This window comes from Corynebacterium sp. c7Ub_26 (assembly GCF_053760365.1).
In genome coordinates this window covers 101,827-127,109 of the sequence record NZ_JBSNBL010000002.1, presented here as the reverse complement: position 1 = coordinate 127,109, position 25,283 = coordinate 101,827, and the positions used below count along the sequence as shown (strand labels likewise).

Below are 25,283 nucleotides of genomic sequence, written 5' to 3'. Positions count from 1 at the left end.
CATCACATGTACGGGCGTAGTGAAAGAGGTAGCCAACCATGATTCCCATGACGGCGGGGCGTCTCGCGGATATTACCGGCGGATATCTTGTCAATATTGACCCCGACGCGGTAGTACCAGGGCCCGTCGAATTCGATTCGCGGAAGATTGCCCCTGGTTCAGTATTTCTGGCATTGCCGGGTGCCCGAGTCAATGGCCACGATTTCGCCGCCCAAGCCATTAAAGACGGTGCTACCCTCGCCCTGCTATCACGTGATATGGGTGTACCTGCCGTCATCATTCCTCACGTTGAGCACGTGGAAACTAATGCCACTGCGCTGGAATATGACCGCGATGGGGAAGGCGAGGCGGCATTGGCTGCCCTCAGCAAGCTTGCCCACCACACGGTCACCGAATTAGTCGCTCACCATGGCCTACGTGTGATCGGTGTGACGGGTTCCGCCGGGAAAACATCGACAAAGGACATGATTGCGACGATCCTTCGGACGCAAGGGGAGACGGTGGCACCACCCGGGTCCTTTAATAACGAAATTGGGCACCCCTACACCGCCTTGCGATGCACCGAATCGACGCGATTCTTAGTCGCTGAAATGAGTGCCCGCGGAATCGGCCACATCGCTCACTTGGCGCGGATTGCGCCTCCGACGATTGGTGCAGTCCTTAACGTTGGTACCGCTCATCTGGGCGAATTTGGATCCCGCGAGGCCATTGCCCAAGCCAAAGGTGAACTCGTCGAAGCGTTGCCGTCAGCTGACGACGGTGGCGTTGCCATACTTAACGCCGATGATCGTTTGGTATCGGGCATGGCACCACGGACCTCGGCCCGTGTGATCACTTTTTCGGTGAAGTCTGGCGAAGCTGGTGATAACCCAGCCGATGGACATGACGCTGTCATCGCCACTGATGTTGTTCTCGATAGCTCTGCCCGTGCGTCCTTCACCTTGACCATGCCGACGGGGGAGCCCGCCCCCGTACAACTGCAGGTTTATGGGCAGCACCAAGTTGCGAATGCTCTCGCAGCCGCAGCCGTGGGATTTGCCGTCGGGATGTCCGTGGATGAGATCTCCACTGCGCTGTCGCACCACACCGCCGCGAGCGCCAATCGGATGGATGTGCGCAACCGGCGTGACGGAGTAACCATCATCAACGATTCGTACAACGCGAACCCTGACTCGATGCGGGCAGGAATTGCCGCATTGGCGTCCACTGTTCAGGCACGCGAAGATGCCCAATCCTGGGCGGTCCTAGGTCAGATGGGCGAACTGGGAGCCTCCGCCACCGACGAGCACTACTCGATCGGCGAAGAGTTGGGCCGACACAAGATCAACCACGTTGTTGTCGTCGGCAATGGTGTTAACCAGCGGGCTTTAGCGCACGGAGCTAAGGAGTCGGGCGTTGATGTCACCCATGTGGACGACGTCGATGCAGCTGTCGATAATGTGTGGTCGTCAGTCCGTCCGGACGATGTTGTCCTCATCAAGGCTTCATACTCAGATGGACTGTGGAGAGTCACGGAAGGGCTTTTGTCCGGTCAGGATGAAGGGAACGGAGAGTAATGGTTCATATCATCATCGGCGGCGCCGTTTCTTTTATTATTGCAATACTTTTTACCCCAATTTTGATTCGTCGTTTTTCCGACGAAGGCCTGGGACAGGAAATCCGTGAGGAAGGCCCGCGATCGCATTTGCGCAAGCGCGGAACTCCCACGATGGGTGGTATCGCCATCATCGTCGCCATCGTCGGTGGGTATTTTCTTGCGCACCTAGCCTCTGTGTTTACCCAGTCGAGCTACAAACCCACAGCGTCAGGTTTGTTAGTTCTCGGCCTGACAGTGGGGATGGGCTTCCTCGGTTTCCTTGATGACTACATCAAATTGGCGAAGGCGCGGAACCTTGGCCTGAACAAAAAAGGAAAGCTGCTGGGCCAAGCCGTTCTCGCCATCGGTTTCGGGGTGCTGTGTCTCCTGTTCCTCAATGAGCATGGTCTGAAGCCTGCCTCGACCAAGCTATCCTTCGTCCGCGATATCGATACCTTTGATATTGCGATTGGCGGCGGCATCATCGGGACCCTCATATTCCTGCTGTTCATCTACATTTTGGTGACCGCCTGGTCGAATGCCGTGAACCTTACCGACGGTCTCGATGGCCTCGCTGCAGGAACAACTGCGATCGTGATGGCCGCGTATTCCATCATGACCTTTTGGCAATTCCGTAACTCGTGTGCCTCTAACGCGTCGGTCGCGTGCTACCAGGTGCGAGACCCCCTAGACCTCTCCATTTTGGCTGCGTGCGGATTGGGCGCGTGCCTTGGTTTCCTGTGGTGGAATGCGGCCCCGGCGAAAATCTTCATGGGTGACACCGGGTCGCTGGCCCTGGGTGGACTGGTTGCTGGCTTGTCTGTGACCTCGCGGACCGAATTGCTGATGATCGTTATTGGCGCTTTGTTCGTCGCGGAAACGATCTCCGTTGTTATTCAACTTGTCAGTTTCCGGTCAACAGGTAAACGGCCATTCCGCATGGCACCCATCCACCACCATTTCGAAAACGGAGGATGGGCGGAAACGACCGTGGTCGTCCGCTTCTGGCTGCTCACGGCGATGTTCGCCGTCGCTGGGGTGAGTATGTTTTACGCTGACTGGTTAGGGTGGACCTAATCAAACCCGAGACCCCATACGGAAAGAGAACATCATTATGTCTCACGTCCAGACATCATCGTCATATCTTCCTCAACCTCAAGGTCCAGTGTGGATTGCTGGCGCTGGGGTATCGGGCCGAGGCGCAGCTGACCTAGCCACACAACTCGGATGGTCGGTGTGCATCATCGATAGCAACTTCACTGCAGCAAGTGAGCTTGCAGACCGCCACGGCGGATCTGCCATGACCGTCGAGGAGGCTCATTCTCGTCTCGACGAAGCCTCGCTGATCGTGACGTCGCCAGGATGGCGGCCAGACACGCCCCTGCTACGCGACGCGCAGGAGCAAGGAATTCCGGTCATTGGTGACGTTGAACTGGCGTGGTGTGCCGATCGTGATGGCCGTTTTGGAGAACCACGCACCTGGTTAGCCGTCACCGGGACGAATGGTAAAACAACCGCCACGTCGATGCTCGCATCGATGATGGTCGAATCCGGAGCAGCGGCTGAGGCAGTGGGGAACATTGGGGTAGCGGTCGGGACTGCGCTAACACAGACTCCGCGGGTCAGTGTCATGGTCGCGGAGCTTTCCAGTTTCCAGCTTCACTGGTCGCCGACGCTCACCCCTGATGCCGGTGTCGTCTTAAATCTTGCAGAAGACCATATTGATTGGCATGGCTCGATGGATGCCTACGCGGCGGATAAAGCGCGGGTGTACCGAGGGTCAGTCATCGTCGTCAATGCGGATGATGAGCGTGTGTGCCGCGAAGCTGAGCGGTACATGGAACTTTCTTCAACCTCTTCTAGCGGTGACACTCCGGCTCGTCGTGTTATCGAATTCACGATGGGGGAGCCCGGCGCAGGGCAAGTTGGGGTGATCGACGGCAAGATCGTTGATCGTGCATGCGTCCCCGCTCACTCGGAGGGCGTGGATATTGCAGATGCGACAAGAATTTCTCCCCCCGGTCCGGCTGGCGTCGCAGACGCGCTCGCAGCCACAGCCATCGCCCGGTCACAGGGCGTGGAGCCAGACGCCATAGCTCGCGCGCTCTCTTCCTTTGTCGTCGAAAAGCACCGTGGACAAGTCGTTTTTGAAGCTGGAGACATCCGATGGATCGACAACTCGAAGGCGACCAACCCTCACGCGACGGACGCAGCTTTAAGTGCGGTGGAGTCATGTGTGTGGATTGCAGGTGGGCAGCTTAAAGGCGCCCAGATTGATGATCTCATTCACAAGAATGCCGACCGTATTTCGGCCGCGGTTGTTTTGGGGCAGGATAGAGAGATCATTCGCCAGAGTCTCGCTACCATTCATCCCCGCATTCCCTTGACCGTCATTACGTCGACTGATCCAGTGATCGCGATGAATGAAGCCGTCCAGGCAGCCTCCCGGTTGGCACAACCTGGTGACACGGTGCTTCTCGCGCCCGCTGCCGCTAGCTTGGACATGTACACGGGGATGAGCCAGCGTGGCGACCTCTTCGCTGAAGCTGCTCGTCGTTATGGGCGCGGTAAAGAAGGATAGGGATCGTGACAGTGAAATCTGACCAAGGAACGAAATCCCGCCGTGCACGATCATGGTGGGAAGGAGTCGTCGGCAAAATTGATGCTGCGACATCAACGCCGAAGTTTGACTACTACATCCTTGCCGCGATCACAGCGATTCTGACCGGTGTGGGGCTCTTGATGGTGCTGTCCAGCTCGATGGCATCGTCGCTGGCAGATTCCAACAGTGTGTGGACGGATTTCTTCAAACAAGCCGGGATGGTCGTGGTTGGCCTCGTCGGTCTGTATTTCGCCATCCGAATGTCCCCGGCCACCATTAAGAAAATTTCGCCCTGGGCTATGGGCCTTGCGGTCATTCTGTTGATTTTGGTTCTGATTCCAGGCCTGGGAACTGGTCTCCAGCAGATGGGATCCCAATCATGGCTCGTCCTGGGCCCTGTCACCATTCAGCCGTCAGAGGTTGCCAAGCTAGCCATCGCGGTCTGGGGTTCTGCAGTTCTGTCCGAGCGGGCGCTATACGCACGTTCAATCCGCCAGGTCTTGGGATTTTTCACCGCGATCGTGGTGCTCGTGATCGTTCTTGTTGCCCTTGAACGTGACCTCGGCATGGTCGCGTCGGTCATGATCGTTTTCCTCGCTCTGGCTTGGTTTGTGGGTGTGCCCAAGTGGGTCACGACGACGATTATCGCCGGCGGCTTGGGCCTCGCTGTTCTTCTGACCTTGACGGCCGGATATCGGTCCAACCGCGTCGAAGTGTTTAGAGAAACCCTTTTCGGTAAGTTCCCCAATACACAAGGCACGGCCTACCAGAGCTACCAGGGTTTTTTGTCTCTAGGCGACGGCTCTTTCCTGGGGCAAGGTCTAGGCCAATCGCGTGCCAAGTGGTTTTACCTCCCCGAGGCGAAAAACGACTTCATCTTCGCCGTTGTCGGTGAAGAAATGGGATTCCTCGGTGCCAGCATCGTCATCCTTCTCTTCGCCCTCTTGGGCTGGGTAGGAATGCGCATCGCGTTAAACCAGGCGGATCCTTTCCTTCGCCTCATGGCTGCGACGGTCACCACAGGCATTGTCATCCAGGCGTTTATCAACATTGGTTACGTGACCGGGCTTCTTCCCGTCACCGGTATTCAGCTGCCGTTGATTTCATCCGGCGGAACGTCGGCCATCATCACATTGGTATCGATGGGGTTGCTTCTTAACTGCGCCCGACATGAGCCTGAGACAGTGTCGTCGATGCAGACCTACGGCCGCCCCGTCGTCGATAAATTATTAGGTTTCCCGGAACCGCGTGCGTTTGATCCTTCAACGTTGCGTCGAGGCCCGTGGGTTGACGACGACGATCCGCGATCGCGGAATGGCAACGGTTCTCGGAAGGGTGCCGGTCCGCGAGGGAGATCCGGTGGTCGTTCGGGGTCGTCGCGCCGCGGTTCGCTCTCTGACAGACACCACGAGGTCCAAAGGTTCGGAGAGCCGGTGACTCGTCGGAACGGATCGCCCCGCAGTCGACGTAATGAGGTCAATAGGCAGCCAAGCTCGGGATCCGCCAGCCAACGACGAGACCGGGCCCATGACCGTGCGCCTCGTCGGCGGTCCCGAAACGGCAGCCGGCGTACATATCAATCTGATTACGGTACGTCGAATGGTTCCTTTGGGCCATTCGACGACGGGACTCGTCGTTAATATGAATGAGACACGTTTTTAAGGCACAAATAAGGCTACGTCGATGATGTAGCGCTATTCCTAGGTGGGTGTATGAAGAGGTCACAGGATACGGACGGAGAGCTTTCCGTTGTTGTTGCGGGTGGTGGCACTGCCGGTCATATCGAGCCTGCGATGGCAGTTGCTGACGCGGTTCGTCGCAGTGTGCCCTCTGCACGGATCACAGCATTAGGGACGACGAAGGGGCTCGAAGGAACTCTGGTCCCCGAACGTGGTTATGACCTGCGGATGATTGACCCAGTACCAATCCCACGCAAAATTAATAAAGCACTTTTTTCTGTTCCACACCGTGTTCGTCGGGCGGTCACCCAAACAAAAGACATTTTGCGCGACGTCAACGCCGACGTTCTTATCGGCTTCGGTGGCTATGTGTCGGCCCCCGCGTACCTCGCGGCCAAATCCCTCCACATCCCCTTCTTCGTGCATGAGGCGAACGCGCGAGCCGGTATGGCCAATAAGCTGGGAATTCGCTTAGGGGGACAGGGGCTAGCTGCCGTCGAAGGATCAGGTATTTCCGCGGAGATCGTGGGGATCCCGGTCCGCTCAGAGATCAGCTCGCTCGACCGGTCAGGACTTCGTGCAGAGGCCCGTGAGTATTTCGGTTTGGATCCCGATGCGCCAGTTTTGCTGGTCACAGGTGGTTCCCAGGGGGCACGGTCCATCAATAACGCCGTATCCGGTGCATCACGCGAACTCGGTGAGGCGGGGGTCTCGGTACTCCACGCCTATGGGAAGAAAAACTCAATAGACGTTGATCACCAAGATGGAACTCCGCCCTATATCGGCGTCCCCTATATCTCGCGGATGGATCTGGCCTTGAGCGCCGCAGACATGATTCTCTGCCGGTCGGGGGCAATGACCGTCGCAGAAGTGTCCGCTGTCGGACTCCCGGCCGTGTATGTGCCACTCCCGCATGGCAATGGTGAGCAGGCGTTGAACGCCCAGCCCGTCGTCGACAATTCAGGGGCCATACTCATTAACGACGACGGCCTCACCAGCCAGACCATCGTCGACAAGGTGATTCCCATGATCACGAACCCTGATGCCTTAACGGTGATGGCGGAGCAAACGGCCAAAAGCAGCAACCCCAATGCCGCCGATGACATAGCTCAACGCGTTATTGCAGCAGCTCGATGACGTCCATGTAGCTGTTCCCCTAATTACCTGTTCACAGTCAAGGAGCGAAGTAGTGGCACATAGCGACGAAACCAGCGGGCAGACGAAGGACGCTGGGCACACCATGCACTTAGAGCGTCATGCCCGACGTGTCAATCCGGCACATGCAATAACCCCCGATGAACTTCGCCATGTCCACATGGTGGGCATCGGCGGTGTGGGCATGTCTGGGGTGGCCCGGATCTTGTTAGACCGCGGATATACGGTCACCGGGTCGGACATGAAAGACTCGCTCACCATCCTGGCTTTACGAGCCGCCGGAGCTGTGATTGCCACGGAACATAAGGCGGAAAACCTGGACTTGACGGGCGATACGCCGACATGTGTGGTGACCTCGTTTGCTGCTATTCCCCAGGACAATCCGGAACTGGTGAGCGCTCGTGAACGCGGAATCCCCGTGGTCACGCGGTCCGACGTTTTAGGCGCACTTCTGCTTGACCACGATGCTTTACTCATTGCCGGGACTCACGGGAAAACCTCGACGACGTCGCTGGCAGTTATCGCGCTGCAACAGGCGGGCATGGATCCCAGTTTCGCCGTGGGAGGGCAGCTCTCCACGACCGGGACGAATGCGCATCATGGCACGGGCTCAGTGTTCGTTGCTGAAGCAGATGAGTCCGACGCGTCGTTGTTGACCTATTCACCCAATGTTGCGGTGGTGACCAACATTGAGGCGGACCACCTCGATTTTTATGGTTCCGAAGAATCGTATGTTCACGTTTTCGACGAATTTGCGGACCGCATTGTCGACGGTGGATATTTGGTCGTCTGCGTGGATGACCCGCACGCTGCGGCACTGGGTGAGCGGATTGTGCAGCAAGGGGACAGAATAAACGTTATTGGTTATGGAACGAGTGATGCGTGTACGCGTCATCCGTCGATCCCGGTGGGTGCCGAAATTACGGAGATCACCCCGAAGCCTGACCGCACGGATGCGCTGATCCGTATTTCTCTGCCCACGCATGCGTCGGCTGAGAACCCAGGTGGCGAGCCGAATGAGGCGGACACGAGCACGCACCGCGTTGCGATGCATATCCCCGGGAAACACATGGTTCTCAATGCTGTCGCTGCAATTGTCTCGTCGGTTCTTGTCGGAGCTGACCGTGAGCGCGCCGTGAGTGGCGTGAACGGCTTCCAGGGCGTGCGTCGTCGGTTCGAATCACATGGGACCATCGTGCATGGTTATTACGAGGGAGCCTCTGTTTACGACGATTATGCCCATCACCCGACCGAAGTGCGGGCGGTGTTGACCGCGGCGCGGGACAAGATTCAGGCGATGGATTCTGTGGAAGGCCACCACCGCAGGGTGATTGTCGTCTTCCAACCCCACATGTATTCCCGAACTGAGGAATTCGCTTCGGAATTTGCTGAGGCTTTGTCCCTCGCCGACGAGGCCATCGTGATGGACATTTATGGTGCCCGTGAAAAGCCCATTCCGGGAGTGACGAGTGACCTGATCATTGATCAGATGACTATTCCGACGCACGCCGCCCATCGAGTCGACGAGGTTCCTCGCATGGTGAGCACCATCGCTGGGCCGGGGGACATCATCTTGACTATGGGCGCAGGAACCGTGACTATGCTGGCAGATCCAATTGTTGCGGCACTGCATGAACCGGTGCAGTAGGTTACAACGTGACCTGGGTGAGAGGTAAGTAGGAAGAACTAGTGAGAGGCTCACGAAAAGCGTCGCGTAAAAACGCTGGCGCTAAAGGCAGACAGCCGGGGCGCAGCGTACCCATCGACAACTTTGGTTCCCCCGTCGACTCTGACGAAGAGAGGGAGCACTCACGTGTCATTCATTCCGGTGGCCGTAAAGAATCACAGGGTGAGAGCCGTCGCCGACGTCGACGCCGGTGGTGGGGAGCAACTCTCATCATCGTGCTTCTCCTTGTGGTCGGCGCGGTGGTTCTCCGGATCGCTCCCATCTTGACCGTGTCCTCATTTTCCGTCAAAGGTAATGAGCAGACCTCGAAAGAGGACATCATTGCCGCCTCGGGGATCCACGAGGGTCAGAATATGACCCGGATTGATACTCATGCCGCAGCGTCACACGTTGTCGGATTGCCGTGGGTGACGAAGGCCACGGTGGAGCGCTCCTGGCCGCGGACTATCTCGATTTCGGTGAAGGAAGCAACCGTCGCGTTTTATGTGGACGATGATGGCGATCATCTTTTCGACGATAACGGGCGAGAGTTCGACGTTTCTCCGCACCCGGACGGGGCGTTGAAGCTGGATGGGAACACTTCTCCCGATGAGGAGACTGCACGTGCAGTGGCACACGTCGCCCAGGCTGTTCACGAGCACGCGCCGGGTATCGTCGGCGATATTGACCATATTGATGCCCAGAATGAAAATAATATTTCGTTAGTTTTCAAAGACGAGAAAACAGTGAAATGGGGAACGAGTAATAATGCGTCGTCTAAAGCAGAAGCGACGAAGGCCGTGCTTCAGCGAGAAGGACGTGTATGGGATGTTTCCAACCCGGCTCAGGTCTCAGTCAAGGAATAGTGTGAACCATAACTGCAGGTAAAGCCTAAAGTTGAGGTTTAGACTTGCGACACGCCGAATGGATTAGTCACCACGTGTTTGGTCTGTTCACAAGCATTATAGAAACGTAAAAAATAAAATTCTTTGCTACGGGCCGCTGCGCCTCTGCAATAAAGGTGGCAACATCCTGTAGTCTTTGCGCAGACCGTACAGTTCGATAGCGATAGATCGTGTAACGAAAGGCGAGCCCTACAACCATGACGACATCGGATAACTACCTCGCCATCATCAAAGTGGTTGGCGTTGGCGGCGGCGGCGTCAACGCTGTCAATCGCATGATTGAAGATGGCCTCAAGGGAGTCGAGTTCATCGCCGTGAACACCGACTCTCAGGCGCTTATGTTCACTGACGCGGACGTCAAGCTTGACATCGGCCGCGAAGCGACCCGTGGCCTGGGGGCTGGCGCCAACCCTGAGGTAGGCCGGAAGTCTGCCGAGGATCATCGTGACCAGATTGAATCCACCCTGCAGGGTGCGGATATGGTCTTCGTCACCGCAGGTGAAGGTGGTGGAACCGGAACGGGTGCCGCCCCGGTGGTCGCGAGCATCGCGAAGAAGCAAGGCGCGTTGACCGTCGGCGTTGTGACCCGTCCATTTACCTTCGAAGGGCCGCGTCGTACGAAGCAGGCTCTTGAGGGCATCGAAGCTTTGCGCGAAGTGTGTGACACGTTGATTGTCATTCCGAATGACCGCTTGCTTCAGATGGGCGACAAGAACGTCTCCATGATGGAAGCCTTCCGCCAGGCTGACGAAGTTCTCCACAATGGTGTCCGAGGCATCACCGACCTGATTACCACCCCAGGCGTCATTAACGTTGACTTTGCCGACGTTCGCTCAGTCATGTCGGATGCTGGTTCGGCCTTGATGGGAATCGGTGCTGCTCGTGGTGAAGGGCGTGCTGCTCAAGCGACCGAACTGGCCATTAGCTCCCCTCTGTTGGAAAACACCATGGAGGGCGCCCACGGTGTCTTGTTGTCCTTCGCGGGTGGCTCTGACATCGGCCTCTTCGAGGTCAACGATGCAGCCAATGTCGTTGCCAACTTGGCCTCTGACGACGCCAACATCATTTTCGGAACGATTATCGACGAAAACCTCGGCGACGAAGTCCGAGTCACTGTGATCGCTACCGGGTTCGACGACAGCACCGAGCAGTCAAGCGGTGCTCATGCTGCCCAGCCGGCGAATTCCCAAACGACACCTGCGCCACGGGAATCGAATGCTCGCGACGTGTTTTCCGGCCAGCCGGCGAGCGCGTCATCGTCGGGTTCCGCGGGTGCTCGTGAGCAGATGACGTCCTCCTTCCAGCGCCGTGAGCACAGCTCTGCGGACCGCGGTTTTGGAGCGTCCGCCGGATCGCAACCGATCGGTGGCTCAGGGGAGAGCGGTTCCCGGCAGCCTTATGGACAGGCCGACGGATCGAACGGACGTTCCCAGAGCAACGGTGGCTCCTACCAGTCTGCGGCGAACCGCGGACTTTTTACCTCCGGTAGTCGGCATAGCTTCTCCGAGGAGCAATCCGATCTGCAGCGTGGTGGGACGCAGCCGCAGCGGGGGAATGACTCCCGTAACGACTATGACGACGACGATGACGATCTGGATCTGCCCTTCTCCTAAAAAGAATTCGGGCCAGTGTGAAGAATCCGGGTCATCGGAAAGAAGTCGTAAAGAAACAGAAGGATGGCGTGACGATTAACAATCCCACTCCAGAACCCCGTCGCGTTCGCAAAGTCATGACTACGCGAGCCGGCGGGGTTTCCCGTGCGCCCTATGAATCATTCAATCTCGGCGATCACGTCGGCGATGACCCAGCTGCCGTCGCCGAGAACCGCGAGCACTTTGCTCGGGTTCTGGGGCTTCCCATGGATCGTGTTCTCTACATGGAACAGATTCATTCCCCGACGGTCACCGTCGTCAATGGTTCGATGACAAGCCCAATCGAAGCAACGGATGCGATGGTCACGACCGAACGTGACTTAGCCTTAGTTGTACTCACTGCGGACTGTGTGCCGTTGCTTCTCTCCGACGACGTATCCGGCATTGTTGCCGCCGTTCACGCTGGCCGATTGGGCGCGCGCAACGGGATCGTCAAAGCGACGGTGGAAACGATGATCCGCTGTGGGGCCAAGCCGGCACACATGCACGCGCTGATGGGCGCGGCCGCGTCGGGAGAGCGGTACGAAGTGCCCGCTGATATGGTCCGTGATGTAGAGCAGCACCTGCCCGGGTCATCGAGCACCACGCAGTGGGGAACTCCGAGCCTCGATTTACGACGAGGGCTGGTTCGTCAACTGATGAGCATGGGTGTCACGGCGATTGATGCGGATCCCCGGTGCACGATTAGCGAGGACGCAACGTTCTTCTCGTACAGGCGTGAGGGCACGACAGGTAGGCAGGCGGCCGCAGTGTGGATGCCGTCGGCGGCGTGGACATAAGATCGCGTCGCCCTCGCTGACAAGCGGGTGCGTGGCTGACAGGCGAAGAGGTCGCTGACAGGCAAATAATGTGAGTAGCTGGAAAGGAATGGGCTGGTGATGGCTACCTACGAGGAGCGAAAAGCGGAGTTGTCGTCCCGCCTTGATGAAGTGTCTCGTCGCATCACACGCGCAGCTGAGTCAGTGGGGCGGGATCCTAAGGATATCGAGTTACTGCCGGTCACAAAGTTTCACCCCTATGAGGACCTCCAGGCGTTAGCGGATTGTGGGGTCACCGTGGTGGGTGAAAACCGTGAGCAGGAAGCGCGGGACAAAGCCCGCCGGCTCGGCGAAAATGGGGTGGGACTTCATATCGACATGATCGGCCAGGTGCAGTCGAAGAAAACCAATCACATTGCGCGGTGGGCCCACCGTGTTCACACTGTTGATCGCCTCAAAATTGTTCATGGTCTTGACAACGGCATGAAGCGCGCTGTAGACGCGGGTGAGCGTGTAAGCACAGAGCATGAGAACGTCGATCAGCTCCCAGTTTTTATTCAATGGAGTGCCGACGGTGATCCGTCTCGTGGGGGAGCGAAGGAAGATGATCTCGATTCCCTCGCAGACGCCGTTAATTCGTCGCAGTATCTCACCCTCGAGGGACTGATGGTGGTGCCGCCGCGGGATGATGATTCAGCACAGGTCTTTGCCCGCGCTTCTGAATTATCTGAGGCCATTCGCCAGAAGCACGGTGGTCGCGGGGGTTTGTCAGCCGGGATGTCGGGCGACCTAGAAAATGCGATTGCGGCCGGATCAACAGTTGTGCGTGTCGGAACAGCTATTCTTGGCTCTAGGCCAGTAACTTTGTGAGCATATCAACGGAGGAAGGACTCTTACTATGGCCGGCTCAATGGATAAAGTAAAAGAATTCTTCGGCCTTCAGCCTGTAGAAGACTATAAGCGTGATAGTTATTATGACGATGATTACGAGGACTACGACGATTACGACGATCGCCCCATAGAGCGTGAGCGCCACGCCGACTCTTATTCCCGCGATTCCTATGGTTATCGGTCGGGGAGTAGCTACGGTGGATCCCGTTATTATTCCTCGTCGACGCCGGAATCCCGGGAAACGACGACAGAGACGCCTCGTGAGCCCGAGATTGTGCGGATAACCCTGGCCTCGTTCCGGCAAGCCCGCCAAATTGGGGAGGCGTTCCGCAATGGTGACATCGTCGTGTACGACGTATCCGCGATGGAAAAGTCCCAGGCGCAGCGTGTCGCTGACTTCGCTGCGGGGATTCAGATTGCGCTCGACGCGCGGACCGAGAAGCTTACTCCGCGCAAGTTTGCGCTGATTCCGAAAGGCGTCAGGCTGGACGACGAGCAGAAAGAGCAGCTGAAAGAGCCCGACTCTCTCTAAGCCCCGTCCGTCCGGTACGCTGTATCGAAATTATTTGTTAATGCGGTAAAGGACACGTGTGACTGCTCTTTCGCTCACTATCTATACGATCGCGCGGATTTACTCTTTCATCCTGATCGTCAGGATCGTCGTTGAAATGATCGCCAGTTTCTCCCGGTCTTGGCGGCCTCCGCGGTGGTTTGCGTTGGCTGCGGAGCCTTTCTTTGTTGTCACAGACCCACCGGTCAAAGCTCTGAGAAAACTCATTCCTCCCCTCAACCTTGGGGGCGGCGTGGGCCTGGACCTATCAGTCCTCGTTTTGTTCTTCGCGCTGGAAGTTATTGCGATGGTATTCCGACCGACTGGTGTGTTCGGCTTGTACTAATTCCGCGCGAGTGGCCCGCTTTTCGTGAAACTGGCGAAAAAATGGGGACACTTGATACGCTATATGCGCTATAGTGCGGTAGATTAACGACGTTAATCGGATATTTTGGGGTCGCAGTAGATAGCAACGGCTAATCGGTAGTAGCTACGAGCTGCTGAGGTTGCCGGGGCTGTTGTGATCAGAACATTTCTCGGCGATGTAACGTGTAAAGCGTTATCAATGAAGTTAAAGTAGATCTCACAACTGCGTTTCCAGAGACAGATAGAAACTCGGGATGGTATCCGAGTCCACCGCGTGCGGTGGACGGCGGTTGGCGTTCCGTATGAAAGTGAAGGGAATTTCCATGCAGCTGACTCCCGCTGATGTGCATAATGTAGCGTTCAGCAAGCCGCCGATCGGCAAGCGTGGCTACAACGAGGATGAGGTTGACCAGTTCCTCGACCTTGTCGAAGACACTCTCAGTGAGCTGCTTGATGAAAACTCTGAACTCAAGAGTGCCGTAGAAAGCAACTCGACAGAGTCTCGTGATGCTGCTTCATCTTCTGCAGCATCGGCACCAAGTGCTGGGTCCTCGGTTGATGAGGGCGCTCTCCGTGCGGAGATTGAGAGCCAGGTCCGCAGTGAACTGGAACAGTCACTCCGCCGAGACATTGAGCAGAAAGTTCGCCAGAACCTTGAAGCTGAGTACGAAGCACGGTTGGTCGAGGCTCGCAAACAAGCCGAGGCCGATGCTCGCGCTCGCTTCGAGTCTGAGAAGCAAAGCCAGCCGCAACAGCCCGCGCAGGCTGCATCGTCGGTCCCCGGTACCGACAGCGAGACCGGCGAGGCCACGGCAGAGACTCACATGCAGGCAGCTCGCGTCCTAAGCTTGGCCCAGGAGATGGCGGATCGTCTCACCAACGACGCCCGTCAGGAATCCCAGTCCATGCTGGATGAGGCTCGTACTGCAGCCAACAAGACCATTTCCGACGCTGACGAGTCCTCGAAGCGCACGCTGGCCGATGCAGAGTCCCGCTCGACAAGCCAGCTCAACGACGCTAAGCAGAAGTCGGATTCCATGATCGCCGAGGCTCGCCAGAAGTCCGAGGCCATGGTGGCAGATGCTAAGCAGAAGTCGGAGACAATGATTTCCGACGCCACCGCACAGTCGGAGGCTCAGGTCCGGTCGGCTCAGGAGAAGGCAGATCAGCTGCGTAGCGACGCCGAGCGTAAGCACGCAGAGATCATGACCACCGTGAAGAAGCAGCAGGAAGCTCTGGAGGCTCGTATCGAAGAGCTCCGTACCTTCGAGCGCGAATACCGTACCCGCCTGAAGACCTTCCTCGAATCTCAGCTGGAGGATTTGAACTCACGTGGTTCTGCGGCACCCGCCGGCCAGCTCGAGTCCAATGACTAGGTAGTTCCCTTCGTTTTATCGACCCACTGCGGGCTAGTTTCCCGCGGTGGGTTAATTTTTGTCTTATTTGGATTTGCTAGGCTGGTGACAAACAAAGGATGTGGTTATGACCGTATTAGCTCTGCTTCTAGCCGTTGTGGCTTTTGCCTTTCTCGTTCTTGCCCTGGTGTTGGCATCAAAAGCGTGGGCAATAGCCTGCATCGTGGTAGGAGCTATAGGAGTTCTTATCGTCATCATCGATATCATCGTTAAACGGAAAGAGCGCGCTGGGAAGAGCGGTAAATCCGTGAATGGGGAATAATGAACGCGCGTTCCCGGTTGTAAATTTTTAGCATCATCGATAATCCCGTATAGTTTTGTTCGTCCGCTATGATCCGGCTATCTCCGGGGAGCGACTCGGAAGAACAGACACCAGAACTGCATTGTGGCGGCGATGCCCGTAATAGTGCGGATGAGGTGCCCCAGTAGAACCGAGCGGTTCGGCACCGTCACCGTCGTTAATGAGTGGGATATGGTCCGTGCTCCGTTCCAGTGGTGATCGAAGCAGCGTAAGGCCATATCCAATCAGGGTGGTACCGCGCGTGAGCGTCCCTGGCCGAGCAATGCTGAGCTCGATGAAGCGCAGTTCGCCTTCCACAGGTATCCGTGCCATCGGCTCCGCTACGTCATTCGTTGTTATGACAGCCTAGATAAGAGGAGCCAGGGTGACCGATAACATGTCGACGTCGGAGACAAAATCTGATTCTCCCAGGAACCCGGAGGATGCGACTCCTGCGGGTGGCGCATACCCGCGTGTCGATCTTGCAGAAGGATCTACGCGCTTTGCCGATATGGAACCCAAGGTGTTGGATTTTTGGAAGAAAGATCGCACCTTTGAAGAATCAATTATCCAGCGCGATGGCGCCCCAGAGTATGTGTTCTACGACGGCCCTCCCTTCGCAAATGGTTTGCCCCACTACGGGCACTTGCTCACCGGGTACGTCAAGGACATCATCCCCCGGTATCAAACGATGCGTGGCAAGAAAGTTGCCCGCGTCTTTGGGTGGGACTGCCACGGTCTTCCTGCCGAGCTTGAGGCAGAAAAGCAGCTAGGCATCAAGGACAAAGGCGAAATCGAGTCGATGGGGCTCGAAGCCTTTAATGACTACTGCGCGAAGTCCGTCCTTCGCTACACCGAGGAATGGAAGGCGTACGTCACCCGGCAAGCTCGGTGGGTTGATTTCGAGCATGGCTACAAAACCATGAACCTCGACTTCATGGAGTCTGTGATGTGGGCCTTCAAGACTCTCTACGACAAAGGGCTCATCTATCAGGGGTTCCGCGTCCTTCCGTACTCGTGGGCAGAGCACACGCCACTGTCGAATCAGGAGACTCGTCTCGACGATTCGTACAAGCTGCGTCAAGACCCCACCGTTACGGTGACATTCCCGATCACCGGGGTGAAAGAGGGGACTAGTGCCGACGACAGTCTGGTCGGCGCCTTGGCCCTTGCCTGGACGACGACGCCGTGGACGCTGCCGTCGAACTTGGCGCTGGCTGTTAATCCGAACGTGACCTACGTCGAGGTTGAGGTCGGCAGCACCGGGCTTGACGGGTTCAAAGGTCAACGCGTTCTGCTAGCCGAAGACCTCGTCGGCGCCTACAAGAAAGAACTGGGTAAGGACTATAAAGTCCTCTCCACTCACCCGGGGAGCGACCTCGTCGGCCTGACCTATGAGCCGATCTTCGATTACTTCAAAGATAATCCGAATTCGTTCCAGATCCTCCCAGCGGATTACGTCACGACGGAAGATGGTACGGGTATCGTCCACCAGGCCCCGGCTTTTGGTGAAGACGATATGAACACGACGAACCAGTTTGATATCCCGCTGGTTATCCCCGTAGATGCTGACGGGAAGTTCACGTCTGAGGTCCCGGATTATGAAGGCCAACTGGTCTTTGATGCGAACAAGCAGATCATCAAGGATTTGAAGAAGGCCAAGCGTATCGTGCGCCACCAGACGATCGAGCACTCGTATCCGCACTCATGGCGGTCGGGCCAGCCACTGATCTACATGGCGTTACCGTCGTGGTTTGTGTCGGTGACGAAGTTCCGCGACCGCATGGTCGAGCTCAACCACGACCAAGTTGAGTGGCTCCCGGAGCATATTCGCGACGGGCAGTTCGGGAAGTGGCTCGAAGGCGCCCGCGATTGGAGCATCTCCCGAAATCGGTACTGGGGCTCACCCATCCCCGTATGGGTCTCTGATAACCCGGAGTATCCGCGTGTCGACGTCTACGGTTCGCTTGACGAACTCGAGCGAGATTTTGGGACACGTCCCGAGTCGCTTCACCGCCCCTACATTGACGAGCTGACTCGCCCCAACCCGGACGATTCGACGGGCAAGTCGACGATGCACCGCGTGCCAGAAGTTCTCGACTGCTGGTTTGAGTCGGGGTCGATGCCGTTTGCTCAGGTTCATTACCCCTTTGAGAACCAGGAATGGTTTGAAAAGCATGCTCCGGCGGATTTCGTGGTGGAATACTCCGGCCAGACGCGCGGATGGTTCTACACGATGCACGTGTTGGCAACAGCGCTGTTTGATCGGCCAGCGTTCAAACGCGTCGTCGCCCACGGAATTGTCCTGGGTAATGACGGTTTGAAGATGTCCAAATCGAAGGGCAATTATCCGAACGTCAACGAAGTGTTCGACCGCGACGGGTCGGATGCGATGCGCTGGTTCTTGATGTCGTCGCCGATCCTTCGCGGCGGAAACCTGATCGTCACCGAGGAAGGCATCCGTGAGGGCGTGCGCCAGGCGATGCTCCCAATGTGGAACGCGTATTCGTTCCTTGCTCTGTACGCCTCGAAACCGGCGGAGTGGTCGACGTCGTCGACGAATGCCCTGGACCGGTATATCCTCGCTAAATTGCACGACACTATCGACGAAGTCACGAAGGCTTTAGACGATACTGACGTTGCGCGCGCGACGGATGAGGTGCGCTGGTTCTGCGATGCGCTGACAAACTGGTATGTGCGTCGGTCACGTGATCGTTTCTGGGCTGGGGACACGGTCAAGCCGGAAGCCTTTAATACGCTGTATACGGTGCTGGAAACGTTGACTCGTGTGACTGCACCCCTGTTGCCGATGCTCTCGGAGGTGCTGTGGCGTGCCCTGACTGGTGGGCGTTCGGTGCACCTGGCTGATTGGCCTTCGTCTGATGCCATCCCGTCAGATCCTGACTTGGTCAAGGCGATGGATGGTGTGCGGTCCGCGTGCTCGGCTGCGTCGTCGTTGCGGAAGGCTCATCACTTGCGGAACCGGTTGCCCTTGCTGTCGGTGACCGTGGCGATGCCTCATTCGTCGTCCTTGGAGCCATTTGCGGACATCATTCGCGATGAAGTCAATGTCAAGGATGTTATCTTGACTGACGATGTTAATTCCGTGGGCCGCTTTGAAGCTGTTGTCAATGCTCGCGTTGCCGGCCCCCGTCTGGGCAAGGATGTCCAGAAGGCGATTAAGGCAGTGAAGGCGGGTGACTACACCGTTGACGGAGACGTTCTTCGTGCCGACGATATTGACCTCAAGCCCGAGGAATTCACGCGTCGTCTTGTTGCGGTGAACCCAGACACGACTGCTGAAATCGAAGGAACTGAGGGCCTGGTTGTCATCGACACCACGATGACGCCGGAGCTCGAGGTTGAAGGCTGGGCGGCCGACCGGATTCGCGGAATTCAGGAGGCCCGCAAACAGGCAGGGCTGAACGTCTCTGACCGCATCGCGTTGACGATGTACGTCCCCGACGACAAGGTCGATATGGTGAAGTCCCAAAAGGACACCATCGCCTCCGAGGTTTTGGCGACCTCGGTGGAGATCAAGGCCGCATCCGAGGCGCCCTCTGAGGCCACAGATCTGTCGGATGGCTGCTTTGCCTCGGTGGCAGTTGATCTTCGACGCGACAACTCCGACGCGTCATAACGGCGACGGGCATAAGAGCGCTCTCATACCGGGCGAGTGGTTTTAGTCAGAAAGGATGACATCTGTAGAGATATGGCGAACACCACGCACGACGATGCCAGCCAGCATCGGTGGGTTCTCCATATCGACATGGATGCCTTCTTTGCTTCGTGTGAGCAATTAACCCGCCCGACCCTGCGTGGCCGCCCGGTATTAGTGGGCGGAGTGTCCGGTCGTGGCGTCGTCGCCGGAGCCTCCTATGAAGCCCGCGTGTTCGGTGTCCATTCTGCGATGCCCATAATGCGTGCCCGTCGCTTAGTCGGGTACGCCGGGATCACCGTGAGGCCGCGTTTTGATGTCTATAAAACCGCGTCTCGACGGGTCATGGAGATTCTTCGTGAAGAAGCCGGGCTGATTGAGCAGCTCAGCGTGGACGAAGCCTTCATGGAGCCGGACGAACTCAGTGGCGCCACTCCCGATGAAGTGCGCAAATGGGCTGGACATCTAAGGAAGCGCATTAGGGAGGAAACCGGGCTGCCGTCGTCGGTGGGAGCCGGAGCTGGGAAACAATTCGCCAAGATAGGGTCGGGTTTGGCCAAGCCCGATGGAACCTTTGTCATTTCGGTGCAGGACCAGCACGCTATTCTCGATCCGCTGCCGGTGCGAAAGCTGTGGGGAATTGGCCCGGTAGCGGAAGCTAAATTGGCCGACATTGGGGTGAGGACGATCGAGCAATTCGCCCGTATGTCCAGAACCGATGTGGAAATGACGTTGGGGAAGACGAATGGGCCAGCCTTGTGGCTGCTTGCTCAGGGGCATGATCCACGCCCTGTTGCGCCGCGGGCGGAAGCGAAGCAAGTGTCGTCGGAATCGACGTTCAGCGACGACGTCACCACCTTGGATGGGGTGGACGAGGGCATACGTGCGGCTTTGACGAAGGCTCACCGTCGTCTCATGAATGATGGCCGTGGGGCCCGCACGGTGACGGTCAAGCTTAAGCGTGCCGATTTCGAGCAGCACACGCGATCAGAAACACTTCCTTTTTCGACGACGGATTGGGACGTGCTGTACCGCGTTGCCAGCCGCCTCGCGGCCGATCCTGCTGTTTTTGGTGCTGTTCGCCTGGTTGGAGTGTCTCTCTCAGGGCTGGAATCTGCTCGCCAGGAAGCATTGTTTCCGGATCTCGATCCGTCACAAGGGGCGGACTACCGAGCCCTTACGGAGGCTGATAGTGATTTCGAGGCGGGAGTTGTGTCAGCGGCGAATACTCCGACGGCGTCCGTCGATAGTGACGAACTTGCGAACGCTTCGACGGAAGCGGATGCGGAGCAACCTGAGTTCGATGGTGCTCCGACGGATGCGTCCCACACGGAAACATCTGTGTGGCCTGCGACGATCGATGTTTACCATCCTGAGTACGGCCACGGGTGGGTACAAGGTTCGGGACACGGCGTGGTGAGTGTTCGGTTCGAAACGCGCACGACGGGGAAAGGGCTAGTACGAAGCTTTCCGGTCGATACGCCGGAGCTCATTCCTGCAGATCCCATCGATAGCCTTGAGTGGGGCGACTGGCTAGGGCTAGTTCACGGTGAATGATCACACGTCAAATAGCGTTTGCGGATGAACCTCAGCGTCAATGGCCGCAGCAAGGATAATTCGCGCCTGGCCAGCATGAACGCACCCGGCACCGATAACGCCCTGCCGAGAGAGAGTCAGTCCACCTCCGTCGCCACCGTATAGGGGATTGACGTTTCCTCGCGGGACGCGGCTTGCCATCACGATGGGAATTCCTTGTTTCAGCGCGGACGTGATCGCCGTCGCTAAGGCGTCGCCGACATTTCCCGCGCCCATGCCCTCGATAACGAGTCCCTCGGTGCCGGCGTCGATAGCCGCGTTCAACAGGGTGGCGTCGGCTCCAGGGTATGCCGGGATGATGTCGACGCGATGCCCTGCGAATGTGACCTTGGGCAACGGGCGCGGCCGCGGTGGTTCATCGGGTGCGTTGGTCGCAAAAGCAAGCGGATCGGATGTGTGCCATTTCACCGCTCCACGTGCGGGAATGACCGCATGTCCGAAGACGATCAGCACTCCAATGTCGCGAGCAGAATTATCTGTTGCGATGACAATTGACTCGAACAAGTTTCCGGGCCCGTCGGCCTCCGGGTGGTCGGCGGGCCGTTGTGCACCAGTGAAGATGACCGGACGGGAATCATTATGGACAATGTCAGCCGCGATGGCTGATTCCTCCATCGAGTCGGTTCCGTGCGTGACGACGACACCGGTGACCTCAGGATCGCTGAGGACCTCTTTAATAGCCGCGTTGATGGTGTCGTAATCGTCGAATGTGATTGAGGAGCTGTCGAGCTGCGATATATCGCGCGCTTCGACGATGACGTTGCCCTCAAAGCGTTGAACTACCGGATCAACGAGTTGTTGTGTCGACAAGGTTGGCACTAGTGCCCCGGACGAGTCGTGGGTGCAGGAAATTGTGCCCCCGGTGCCGAGGACAACGATGCGCGGGGGCGTGGCAGAGGGCTGAGCGGAGGTCTCCTGCTGTGACGCGGTGGCATCGTCTGGTTTGGTCGCTGAAAATGTCATGATGGGTAACCTACTTCCACGTCATCGCGCGCTGATTCTTTTGAATAATCGACGTCCCGCCCGCCGTTGAGTTTTTCTCGGGGGCGGGCGACTTGTCGTCAGACTGTCCGCTGGTGTCGCCGGCATAGGTCGTGATCGTCGTGGTGTCGATGGAGCCCTTGACCGGGATCGGCTTCGTCAGGTCAACAGTGACTGTGCCGACGTGGGTGCTGGTCGACGAGTCTTTGACATCCAGCGAGCCCTTAGTATCGGACGGCACATCAGGCGCTTCCGAGAGGGAGAGGGACGTGGTGCTAGGGCGTTGTTGAACGCTGGCCTCGAGTTCGACGGTATTACCCTCGTGATTCTTCAGGGTGTAGGTAATCGTCTTCACTGCAGGTGAAGGTTCGTTTACTTTAATCCGGACGTCCCATTGAGCCCCGATGCCCACCGGATCAGTGGGGAACACGACGGGGGTAGAGAGGTATTGCGTGAGCGCACGTTCAATGGAGGCACGCGCAGTTTCCGTCGCCTTCTCAGGGGCAGTGAAGGTTGCTTCAGACTTAATGCCGCTGGGGGAATTACTCGTCTTCAGTGTGAACCCTTGGGCGGTCGCAATATCGGAATTGAGCTTGTCGTTAGACCCAGTCGGTTTTCCGAGTGTGATGGTGTCGCGTTTCGCGGTGTAGGGCAGCGTCATTGTCGTGGACGTCACGTCCGGCACATTGTCGGCATTGGTTTCCTGCCCGAACCCTTGTGTCACGTCCATCGTTCCGTGCTGGTCAGAGTCACTGAGGTCATATGTGAGCTTCGACTGCGGTTGTTCCCCCGGGTTTGTCACAGTAACGACGGTCGCCTCCAGGTTCACGGTGGCGGAATTCTGTTTTTTAGCGTCGTTACTATCTGAGCCACAACCTGTCGCGAATAAGAGGAGTATGGCACTTCCAGCGGCAGCGATTCGACGGAGCATGACATTCACGCCGCCAATTTTACCGACGACCCTGGACATGACGTAGCGGCATGGGGTGATAGGGCGACACTTCGTTACTATGGTCTGCGTGAATCGATGGATTGTCCTGGGCATCGTGACGGCGGTGGCGATTGTTGATCAACTGGTGAAATCGCTCCTTGTGGCGGTTCTTACACCCGGACACGCGTATACGATCATTCCGGGTTTTCGTCTGTACCTCATCCGTAATTCGGGGGCAGCCTTTAGTATGGGCAGCAGTGCAACGATCGTGTTCACCGTGATCCAGGTCCTCGCCGTCATCGCCGTTCTGGTGTGGGCCCCACGCATGAAGGCGAGGTGGGAAACGCTAGCTTTCGGTCTGATTGGTGGCGGTGCGCTGGGTAATCTTCTGGATCGCCTGTTTCGGAGTCCTGGTTTTGGCGTCGGGCACGTGGTGGACTTCATTTCGGTGGGTCGTTTCGCAATTTTCAATCTGGCAGATTCGGCGATCACCATTGGTGTGGTGCTTTATATTGCTGGGGTTCTCTTCGGTGGTAGACAGAGAGAAGCGCGATAATAGGTAGGTGAGTGAAATAATGCGTGATTCTCGGCGCATGCCTGTTCCCGTGGGGCTCGACGGTCTCCGCGTCGATTCGGGCTTGTCAAAGTTACTCGGCCTATCTCGCACGGTTGTTGCCGATCTCGCATCATCGGGAGACATTCTTATCGACGGTGTTCCGGCGTCGAAGTCCGATCGCTTGACGACGGATTCGTGGTTGGATGTCACTCTGCCGGAGTCGCGATCGATCGCGGATGAGCCTGCCCGTGAGGTTGAGGGCATGGATATTCTGTACAGCGATAGCGACGTCATCGTCGTCGATAAGCCGGTGGGGGTGGCTGCTCATCCGACGATGGGGTGGGATGGCCCCACTGTGACCTCGGGTTTACGTGCCGCTGGATTTCGCGTGTCGACGTCGGGGCCGCCGGAGCGGCAAGGCATTGTCCAGCGCCTCGATGTGGGTACGTCCGGGGTGATGATTGTTGCGGCGTCGGAGCGGGCATATTCGCTGCTCAAGCAGGCGTTTCGGGATCGCACCGTCGATAAGACGTACCATGCCCTGGTCCAAGGACATCCGGATCCGACGGTGGGCACGATTGACGCACCTATCGCTCGGCACCCAGGTGCAGGGTGGAAGTTCGCTGTCCGTTCGGATGGCAAACGAGCGGTGACGCATTATTCGACTATGGAAGCTTTTCGGGAAGCGACGTTGGTGTCGGTTCATCTCGAAACGGGGCGGACGCATCAGATCCGCGTCCACTTTTCTGCGCTGCATCACCCGTGTTGTGGTGATCCGATGTATGGGTCTGATCCGAAGTTGACGGAGCATTTGGGCCTGTCGCGGCAGTGGCTCCATGCGGTTTCCTTAGGTTTTACCCATCCTGATGGCCATTACATGGTGGTAGAATCCCCGTATCCTGCGGATTTGGATCACGCTTTAACCACGCTCCGGCGTGATAACGGGATGCTTGATGGATAGCCACAACCGTCATAGCTATGACCCACGCAGTCACAACCGGCACAGCCGTGGATCCACCTCGCGACGTTCTAGATCGGCGTCATGGGTTCCAGGTGCGGGGCGTTCGTCGTCGCGTTCCTCCGTGAAGGCTGATGAGTGGGCTTCATCTAGCGCTTCTCCATCTACGCAGCCGTCATCCACGTCGTCTCAATCCGCCTCGTCTCCTTCGACGGCTCCTACGTCGAACGTTTCCTCGTCATCGTCGTCGTCGACAAGCCGTATTAATTGGGGAGCTCAACGTCCCGGTTCCGTCACTAAAGACCAGTTATCTGAAGTCTCAGGCCAGCGTCGGGATCAGACGTCGGAGGTCAGCTCTGCAAAAGCTGCTGGTGAGCGCAGCATGGGGTGGAATATTGCTGCCCTAGTGGCAGTCGGCCTGTTGGTGACCGTTTTTATCATTATGATGGTCCGTCCGGATACCACCTCAGCGACCATGGCGATCAATGGCGACACACTTGGCCCCGAGGATGAAACCATGTCGCAGTACCAACAGCGCTCGGATGCGACGCTGCAGTCTGAGACCGCTGAGAGTGGCAAAGCGGATAACGGTTCGGATAGTACGGGGCACCAGAAGTCGTCCGGTCGGGGAGCGAAAGATAGCAAACACTGGGCGTTAGTGACCTTCAATCCGCCGACAACACCTGCGAAAGCTGCGGAGGCCTTGGGTGGCAGCGATGTCAGAGTGGGGTCGGTGTTGGTAGGGCCGGGGGTGGTTTCCGGAATTCCCAATCCGACTCCCGGGTACCCACTGGAGAAACTATTTTCTGACCAGGTGCAGTGGGCCAATGAGCTCGAAGACACGTCCAACGACGACGAGATCCCCGGTGTCATTGTGTATGGGACATTGGATCAGCTTCGGGCTATCCGCAAGAAGACGTTTGCTGTGGAAGCGCTGCCTTCCGATGCCGTGTGGGGACGGATCGGAGTAAGAAATCCTGCTATCGCGGGCGTCGAGGATACCCCAGGTTCGTCTCAAGATTCGGCGACATCCCAGGATGATGTGAACCCCATTACTCTTCCTTCACCCACTGGTGATCGTCGTCTGTAAAGAGTCTTAGGTCTCCGC

At 57.4% G+C, this 25,283-nt stretch carries 22 protein-coding genes; 19 read left to right on the top strand and 3 right to left on the bottom strand.

The window, feature by feature from the left end; genetic code table 11:
• Nucleotides 1–38 precede the first annotated feature (38 nt).
• The 14 genes from ACWORE_RS03920 to ACWORE_RS03855 all read left to right on the top strand — a co-directional run bounded on the left by ACWORE_RS03920 (nucleotide 39) and on the right by ACWORE_RS03855 (nucleotide 15,477).
• Nucleotides 39–1,556: a UDP-N-acetylmuramoyl-tripeptide--D-alanyl-D-alanine ligase gene (locus ACWORE_RS03920; RefSeq protein ID WP_455302714.1), complete on the top strand. Its 1,518-nt coding sequence runs from the start codon at nucleotides 39–41 to the stop codon at nucleotides 1,554–1,556.
• Nucleotides 1,556–2,653, top strand: a complete 1,098-nt coding sequence (gene mraY / locus ACWORE_RS03915) for a phospho-N-acetylmuramoyl-pentapeptide-transferase (protein WP_455302712.1) — start codon at nucleotides 1,556–1,558, stop codon at nucleotides 2,651–2,653. Before ACWORE_RS03920 ends, mraY begins: the two co-directional genes overlap by 1 nt.
• Before the next feature lie 34 nt (nucleotides 2,654–2,687).
• On the top strand, nucleotides 2,688–4,157 hold the full coding sequence (gene murD, locus ACWORE_RS03910; RefSeq protein ID WP_455303112.1) for a UDP-N-acetylmuramoyl-L-alanine--D-glutamate ligase: 1,470 nt from the start codon (nucleotides 2,688–2,690) through the stop codon (nucleotides 4,155–4,157).
• A 5-nt stretch (nucleotides 4,158–4,162) separates the two neighbouring features.
• Nucleotides 4,163–5,818 (top strand): putative lipid II flippase FtsW, encoded by a 1,656-nt coding sequence (gene ftsW / locus ACWORE_RS03905; RefSeq protein WP_455302710.1) that lies wholly within the window; start codon nucleotides 4,163–4,165, stop codon nucleotides 5,816–5,818.
• 72 nt (nucleotides 5,819–5,890) lie between these two features.
• Nucleotides 5,891–6,994 (top strand): undecaprenyldiphospho-muramoylpentapeptide beta-N-acetylglucosaminyltransferase, encoded by a 1,104-nt coding sequence (gene murG, locus ACWORE_RS03900; protein ID WP_406605883.1) that lies wholly within the window; start codon nucleotides 5,891–5,893, stop codon nucleotides 6,992–6,994.
• 103 nt (nucleotides 6,995–7,097) lie between these two features.
• The gene (gene murC, locus ACWORE_RS03895; protein WP_455303111.1) at nucleotides 7,098–8,660 is read left to right on the top strand and encodes a UDP-N-acetylmuramate--L-alanine ligase; all 1,563 of its coding nucleotides are present in this window, start codon (nucleotides 7,098–7,100) and stop codon (nucleotides 8,658–8,660) included.
• Nucleotides 8,661–8,701: 41 nt separating this feature from the next.
• Nucleotides 8,702–9,544, top strand: a complete 843-nt coding sequence (locus ACWORE_RS03890) for a cell division protein FtsQ/DivIB (protein ID WP_406605884.1) — start codon at nucleotides 8,702–8,704, stop codon at nucleotides 9,542–9,544.
• Nucleotides 9,545–9,780: 236 nt separating this feature from the next.
• Nucleotides 9,781–11,196, top strand: a complete 1,416-nt coding sequence (gene ftsZ, locus ACWORE_RS03885) for a cell division protein FtsZ (RefSeq protein ID WP_296138167.1) — start codon at nucleotides 9,781–9,783, stop codon at nucleotides 11,194–11,196.
• A 116-nt stretch (nucleotides 11,197–11,312) separates the two neighbouring features.
• Nucleotides 11,313–12,014 carry a peptidoglycan editing factor PgeF gene (gene pgeF, locus ACWORE_RS03880; RefSeq protein ID WP_296138483.1) on the top strand — a complete coding sequence of 234 codons (702 nt, stop codon included), beginning with the start codon at nucleotides 11,313–11,315 and terminating at the stop codon, nucleotides 12,012–12,014.
• 99 nt (nucleotides 12,015–12,113) lie between these two features.
• Nucleotides 12,114–12,863 carry a YggS family pyridoxal phosphate-dependent enzyme gene (locus ACWORE_RS03875; RefSeq protein WP_406606049.1) on the top strand — a complete coding sequence of 250 codons (750 nt, stop codon included), beginning with the start codon at nucleotides 12,114–12,116 and terminating at the stop codon, nucleotides 12,861–12,863.
• A 28-nt stretch (nucleotides 12,864–12,891) separates the two neighbouring features.
• A complete protein-coding gene (locus tag ACWORE_RS03870; protein WP_448235086.1) occupies nucleotides 12,892–13,416 on the top strand; it encodes a cell division protein SepF in 525 nt (174 codons plus the stop codon).
• Nucleotides 13,417–13,474: 58 nt separating this feature from the next.
• The gene (locus tag ACWORE_RS03865; protein WP_041628789.1) at nucleotides 13,475–13,780 is read left to right on the top strand and encodes a YggT family protein; all 306 of its coding nucleotides are present in this window, start codon (nucleotides 13,475–13,477) and stop codon (nucleotides 13,778–13,780) included.
• 343 nt (nucleotides 13,781–14,123) lie between these two features.
• Entirely contained in the window at nucleotides 14,124–15,176 is a 1,053-nt protein-coding gene (locus ACWORE_RS03860) for a DivIVA domain-containing protein (protein ID WP_041629229.1), read from the top strand.
• Between the two features lie 106 nt (nucleotides 15,177–15,282).
• Nucleotides 15,283–15,477, top strand: a complete 195-nt coding sequence (locus ACWORE_RS03855; RefSeq protein ID WP_012731401.1) for a hypothetical protein — start codon at nucleotides 15,283–15,285, stop codon at nucleotides 15,475–15,477.
• A 66-nt stretch (nucleotides 15,478–15,543) separates the two neighbouring features.
• On the opposite strand, the gene ACWORE_RS03850 is transcribed toward ACWORE_RS03855, so the two are convergent.
• Entirely contained in the window at nucleotides 15,544–15,828 is a 285-nt protein-coding gene (locus ACWORE_RS03850; protein WP_455302706.1) for a hypothetical protein, read from the bottom strand.
• Nucleotides 15,829–15,892: 64 nt separating this feature from the next.
• Here ACWORE_RS03850 and ileS point away from each other — a divergent pair, with 64 nt between their 5' ends.
• Together ileS and ACWORE_RS03840 are read left to right on the top strand one after the other, a co-directional pair.
• The gene (gene ileS / locus ACWORE_RS03845; RefSeq protein ID WP_455303110.1) at nucleotides 15,893–19,135 is read left to right on the top strand and encodes an isoleucine--tRNA ligase; all 3,243 of its coding nucleotides are present in this window, start codon (nucleotides 15,893–15,895) and stop codon (nucleotides 19,133–19,135) included.
• Nucleotides 19,136–19,207: 72 nt separating this feature from the next.
• Complete coding sequence (locus ACWORE_RS03840; RefSeq protein ID WP_406605886.1) at nucleotides 19,208–20,710, top strand: DNA polymerase IV; 1,503 nt, start codon at nucleotides 19,208–19,210, stop codon at nucleotides 20,708–20,710.
• Here the strand turns inward: ACWORE_RS03840 and ACWORE_RS03835 are convergent, their stop codons facing one another.
• Both ACWORE_RS03835 and ACWORE_RS03830 read right to left on the bottom strand, forming a co-directional pair.
• Nucleotides 20,711–21,712, bottom strand: coding sequence for an asparaginase (locus ACWORE_RS03835; protein ID WP_012731405.1), 1,002 nt, complete (start codon nucleotides 21,710–21,712; stop codon nucleotides 20,711–20,713).
• Between the two features lie 10 nt (nucleotides 21,713–21,722).
• A complete protein-coding gene (locus ACWORE_RS03830; protein WP_455303109.1) occupies nucleotides 21,723–22,661 on the bottom strand; it encodes a DUF6263 family protein in 939 nt (312 codons plus the stop codon).
• A gap of 79 nt (nucleotides 22,662–22,740) precedes the next feature.
• Between ACWORE_RS03830 and lspA the strand changes: the two genes are divergently transcribed.
• The 3 genes from lspA to ACWORE_RS03815 are packed head-to-tail and all read left to right on the top strand — an operon-like array spanning nucleotide 22,741 to nucleotide 25,265.
• Entirely contained in the window at nucleotides 22,741–23,217 is a 477-nt protein-coding gene (gene lspA / locus ACWORE_RS03825) for a signal peptidase II (RefSeq protein WP_012731407.1), read from the top strand.
• Nucleotides 23,218–23,236: 19 nt separating this feature from the next.
• Nucleotides 23,237–24,178 (top strand): RluA family pseudouridine synthase, encoded by a 942-nt coding sequence (locus ACWORE_RS03820; RefSeq protein ID WP_012731408.1) that lies wholly within the window; start codon nucleotides 23,237–23,239, stop codon nucleotides 24,176–24,178.
• Complete coding sequence (locus ACWORE_RS03815; protein ID WP_455302702.1) at nucleotides 24,168–25,265, top strand: hypothetical protein; 1,098 nt, start codon at nucleotides 24,168–24,170, stop codon at nucleotides 25,263–25,265. The genes ACWORE_RS03820 and ACWORE_RS03815 overlap by 11 nt, the downstream gene beginning before the upstream one ends.
• Nucleotides 25,266–25,283: the final 18 nt, after the last annotated feature.

Coding starts and splice junctions, on each gene's coding strand:
- ACWORE_RS03920 (WP_455302714.1), top strand. CDS start 39: ATGATTCCCATGACGGCGGGGCGTCTCGCGGATATTACCGGCGGATAT.
- mraY (WP_455302712.1), top strand. CDS start 1,556: ATGGTTCATATCATCATCGGCGGCGCCGTTTCTTTTATTATTGCAATA.
- murG (WP_406605883.1), top strand. CDS start 5,891: ATGAAGAGGTCACAGGATACGGACGGAGAGCTTTCCGTTGTTGTTGCG.
- murC (WP_455303111.1), top strand. CDS start 7,098: ATGCACTTAGAGCGTCATGCCCGACGTGTCAATCCGGCACATGCAATA.
- ftsZ (WP_296138167.1), top strand. CDS start 9,781: ATGACGACATCGGATAACTACCTCGCCATCATCAAAGTGGTTGGCGTT.
- pgeF (WP_296138483.1), top strand. CDS start 11,313: ATGACTACGCGAGCCGGCGGGGTTTCCCGTGCGCCCTATGAATCATTC.
- ACWORE_RS03875 (WP_406606049.1), top strand. CDS start 12,114: ATGGCTACCTACGAGGAGCGAAAAGCGGAGTTGTCGTCCCGCCTTGAT.
- ACWORE_RS03870 (WP_448235086.1), top strand. CDS start 12,892: ATGGCCGGCTCAATGGATAAAGTAAAAGAATTCTTCGGCCTTCAGCCT.
- ACWORE_RS03860 (WP_041629229.1), top strand. CDS start 14,124: ATGCAGCTGACTCCCGCTGATGTGCATAATGTAGCGTTCAGCAAGCCG.
- ACWORE_RS03855 (WP_012731401.1), top strand. CDS start 15,283: ATGACCGTATTAGCTCTGCTTCTAGCCGTTGTGGCTTTTGCCTTTCTC.
- ACWORE_RS03850 (WP_455302706.1), bottom strand. CDS start 15,828: ATGGCACGGATACCTGTGGAAGGCGAACTGCGCTTCATCGAGCTCAGC.
- ileS (WP_455303110.1), top strand. CDS start 15,893: ATGTCGACGTCGGAGACAAAATCTGATTCTCCCAGGAACCCGGAGGAT.
- ACWORE_RS03840 (WP_406605886.1), top strand. CDS start 19,208: ATGGCGAACACCACGCACGACGATGCCAGCCAGCATCGGTGGGTTCTC.
- ACWORE_RS03835 (WP_012731405.1), bottom strand. CDS start 21,712: ATGACATTTTCAGCGACCAAACCAGACGATGCCACCGCGTCACAGCAG.
- ACWORE_RS03830 (WP_455303109.1), bottom strand. CDS start 22,661: ATGCTCCGTCGAATCGCTGCCGCTGGAAGTGCCATACTCCTCTTATTC.
- lspA (WP_012731407.1), top strand. CDS start 22,741: ATGGTCTGCGTGAATCGATGGATTGTCCTGGGCATCGTGACGGCGGTG.
- ACWORE_RS03820 (WP_012731408.1), top strand. CDS start 23,237: ATGCGTGATTCTCGGCGCATGCCTGTTCCCGTGGGGCTCGACGGTCTC.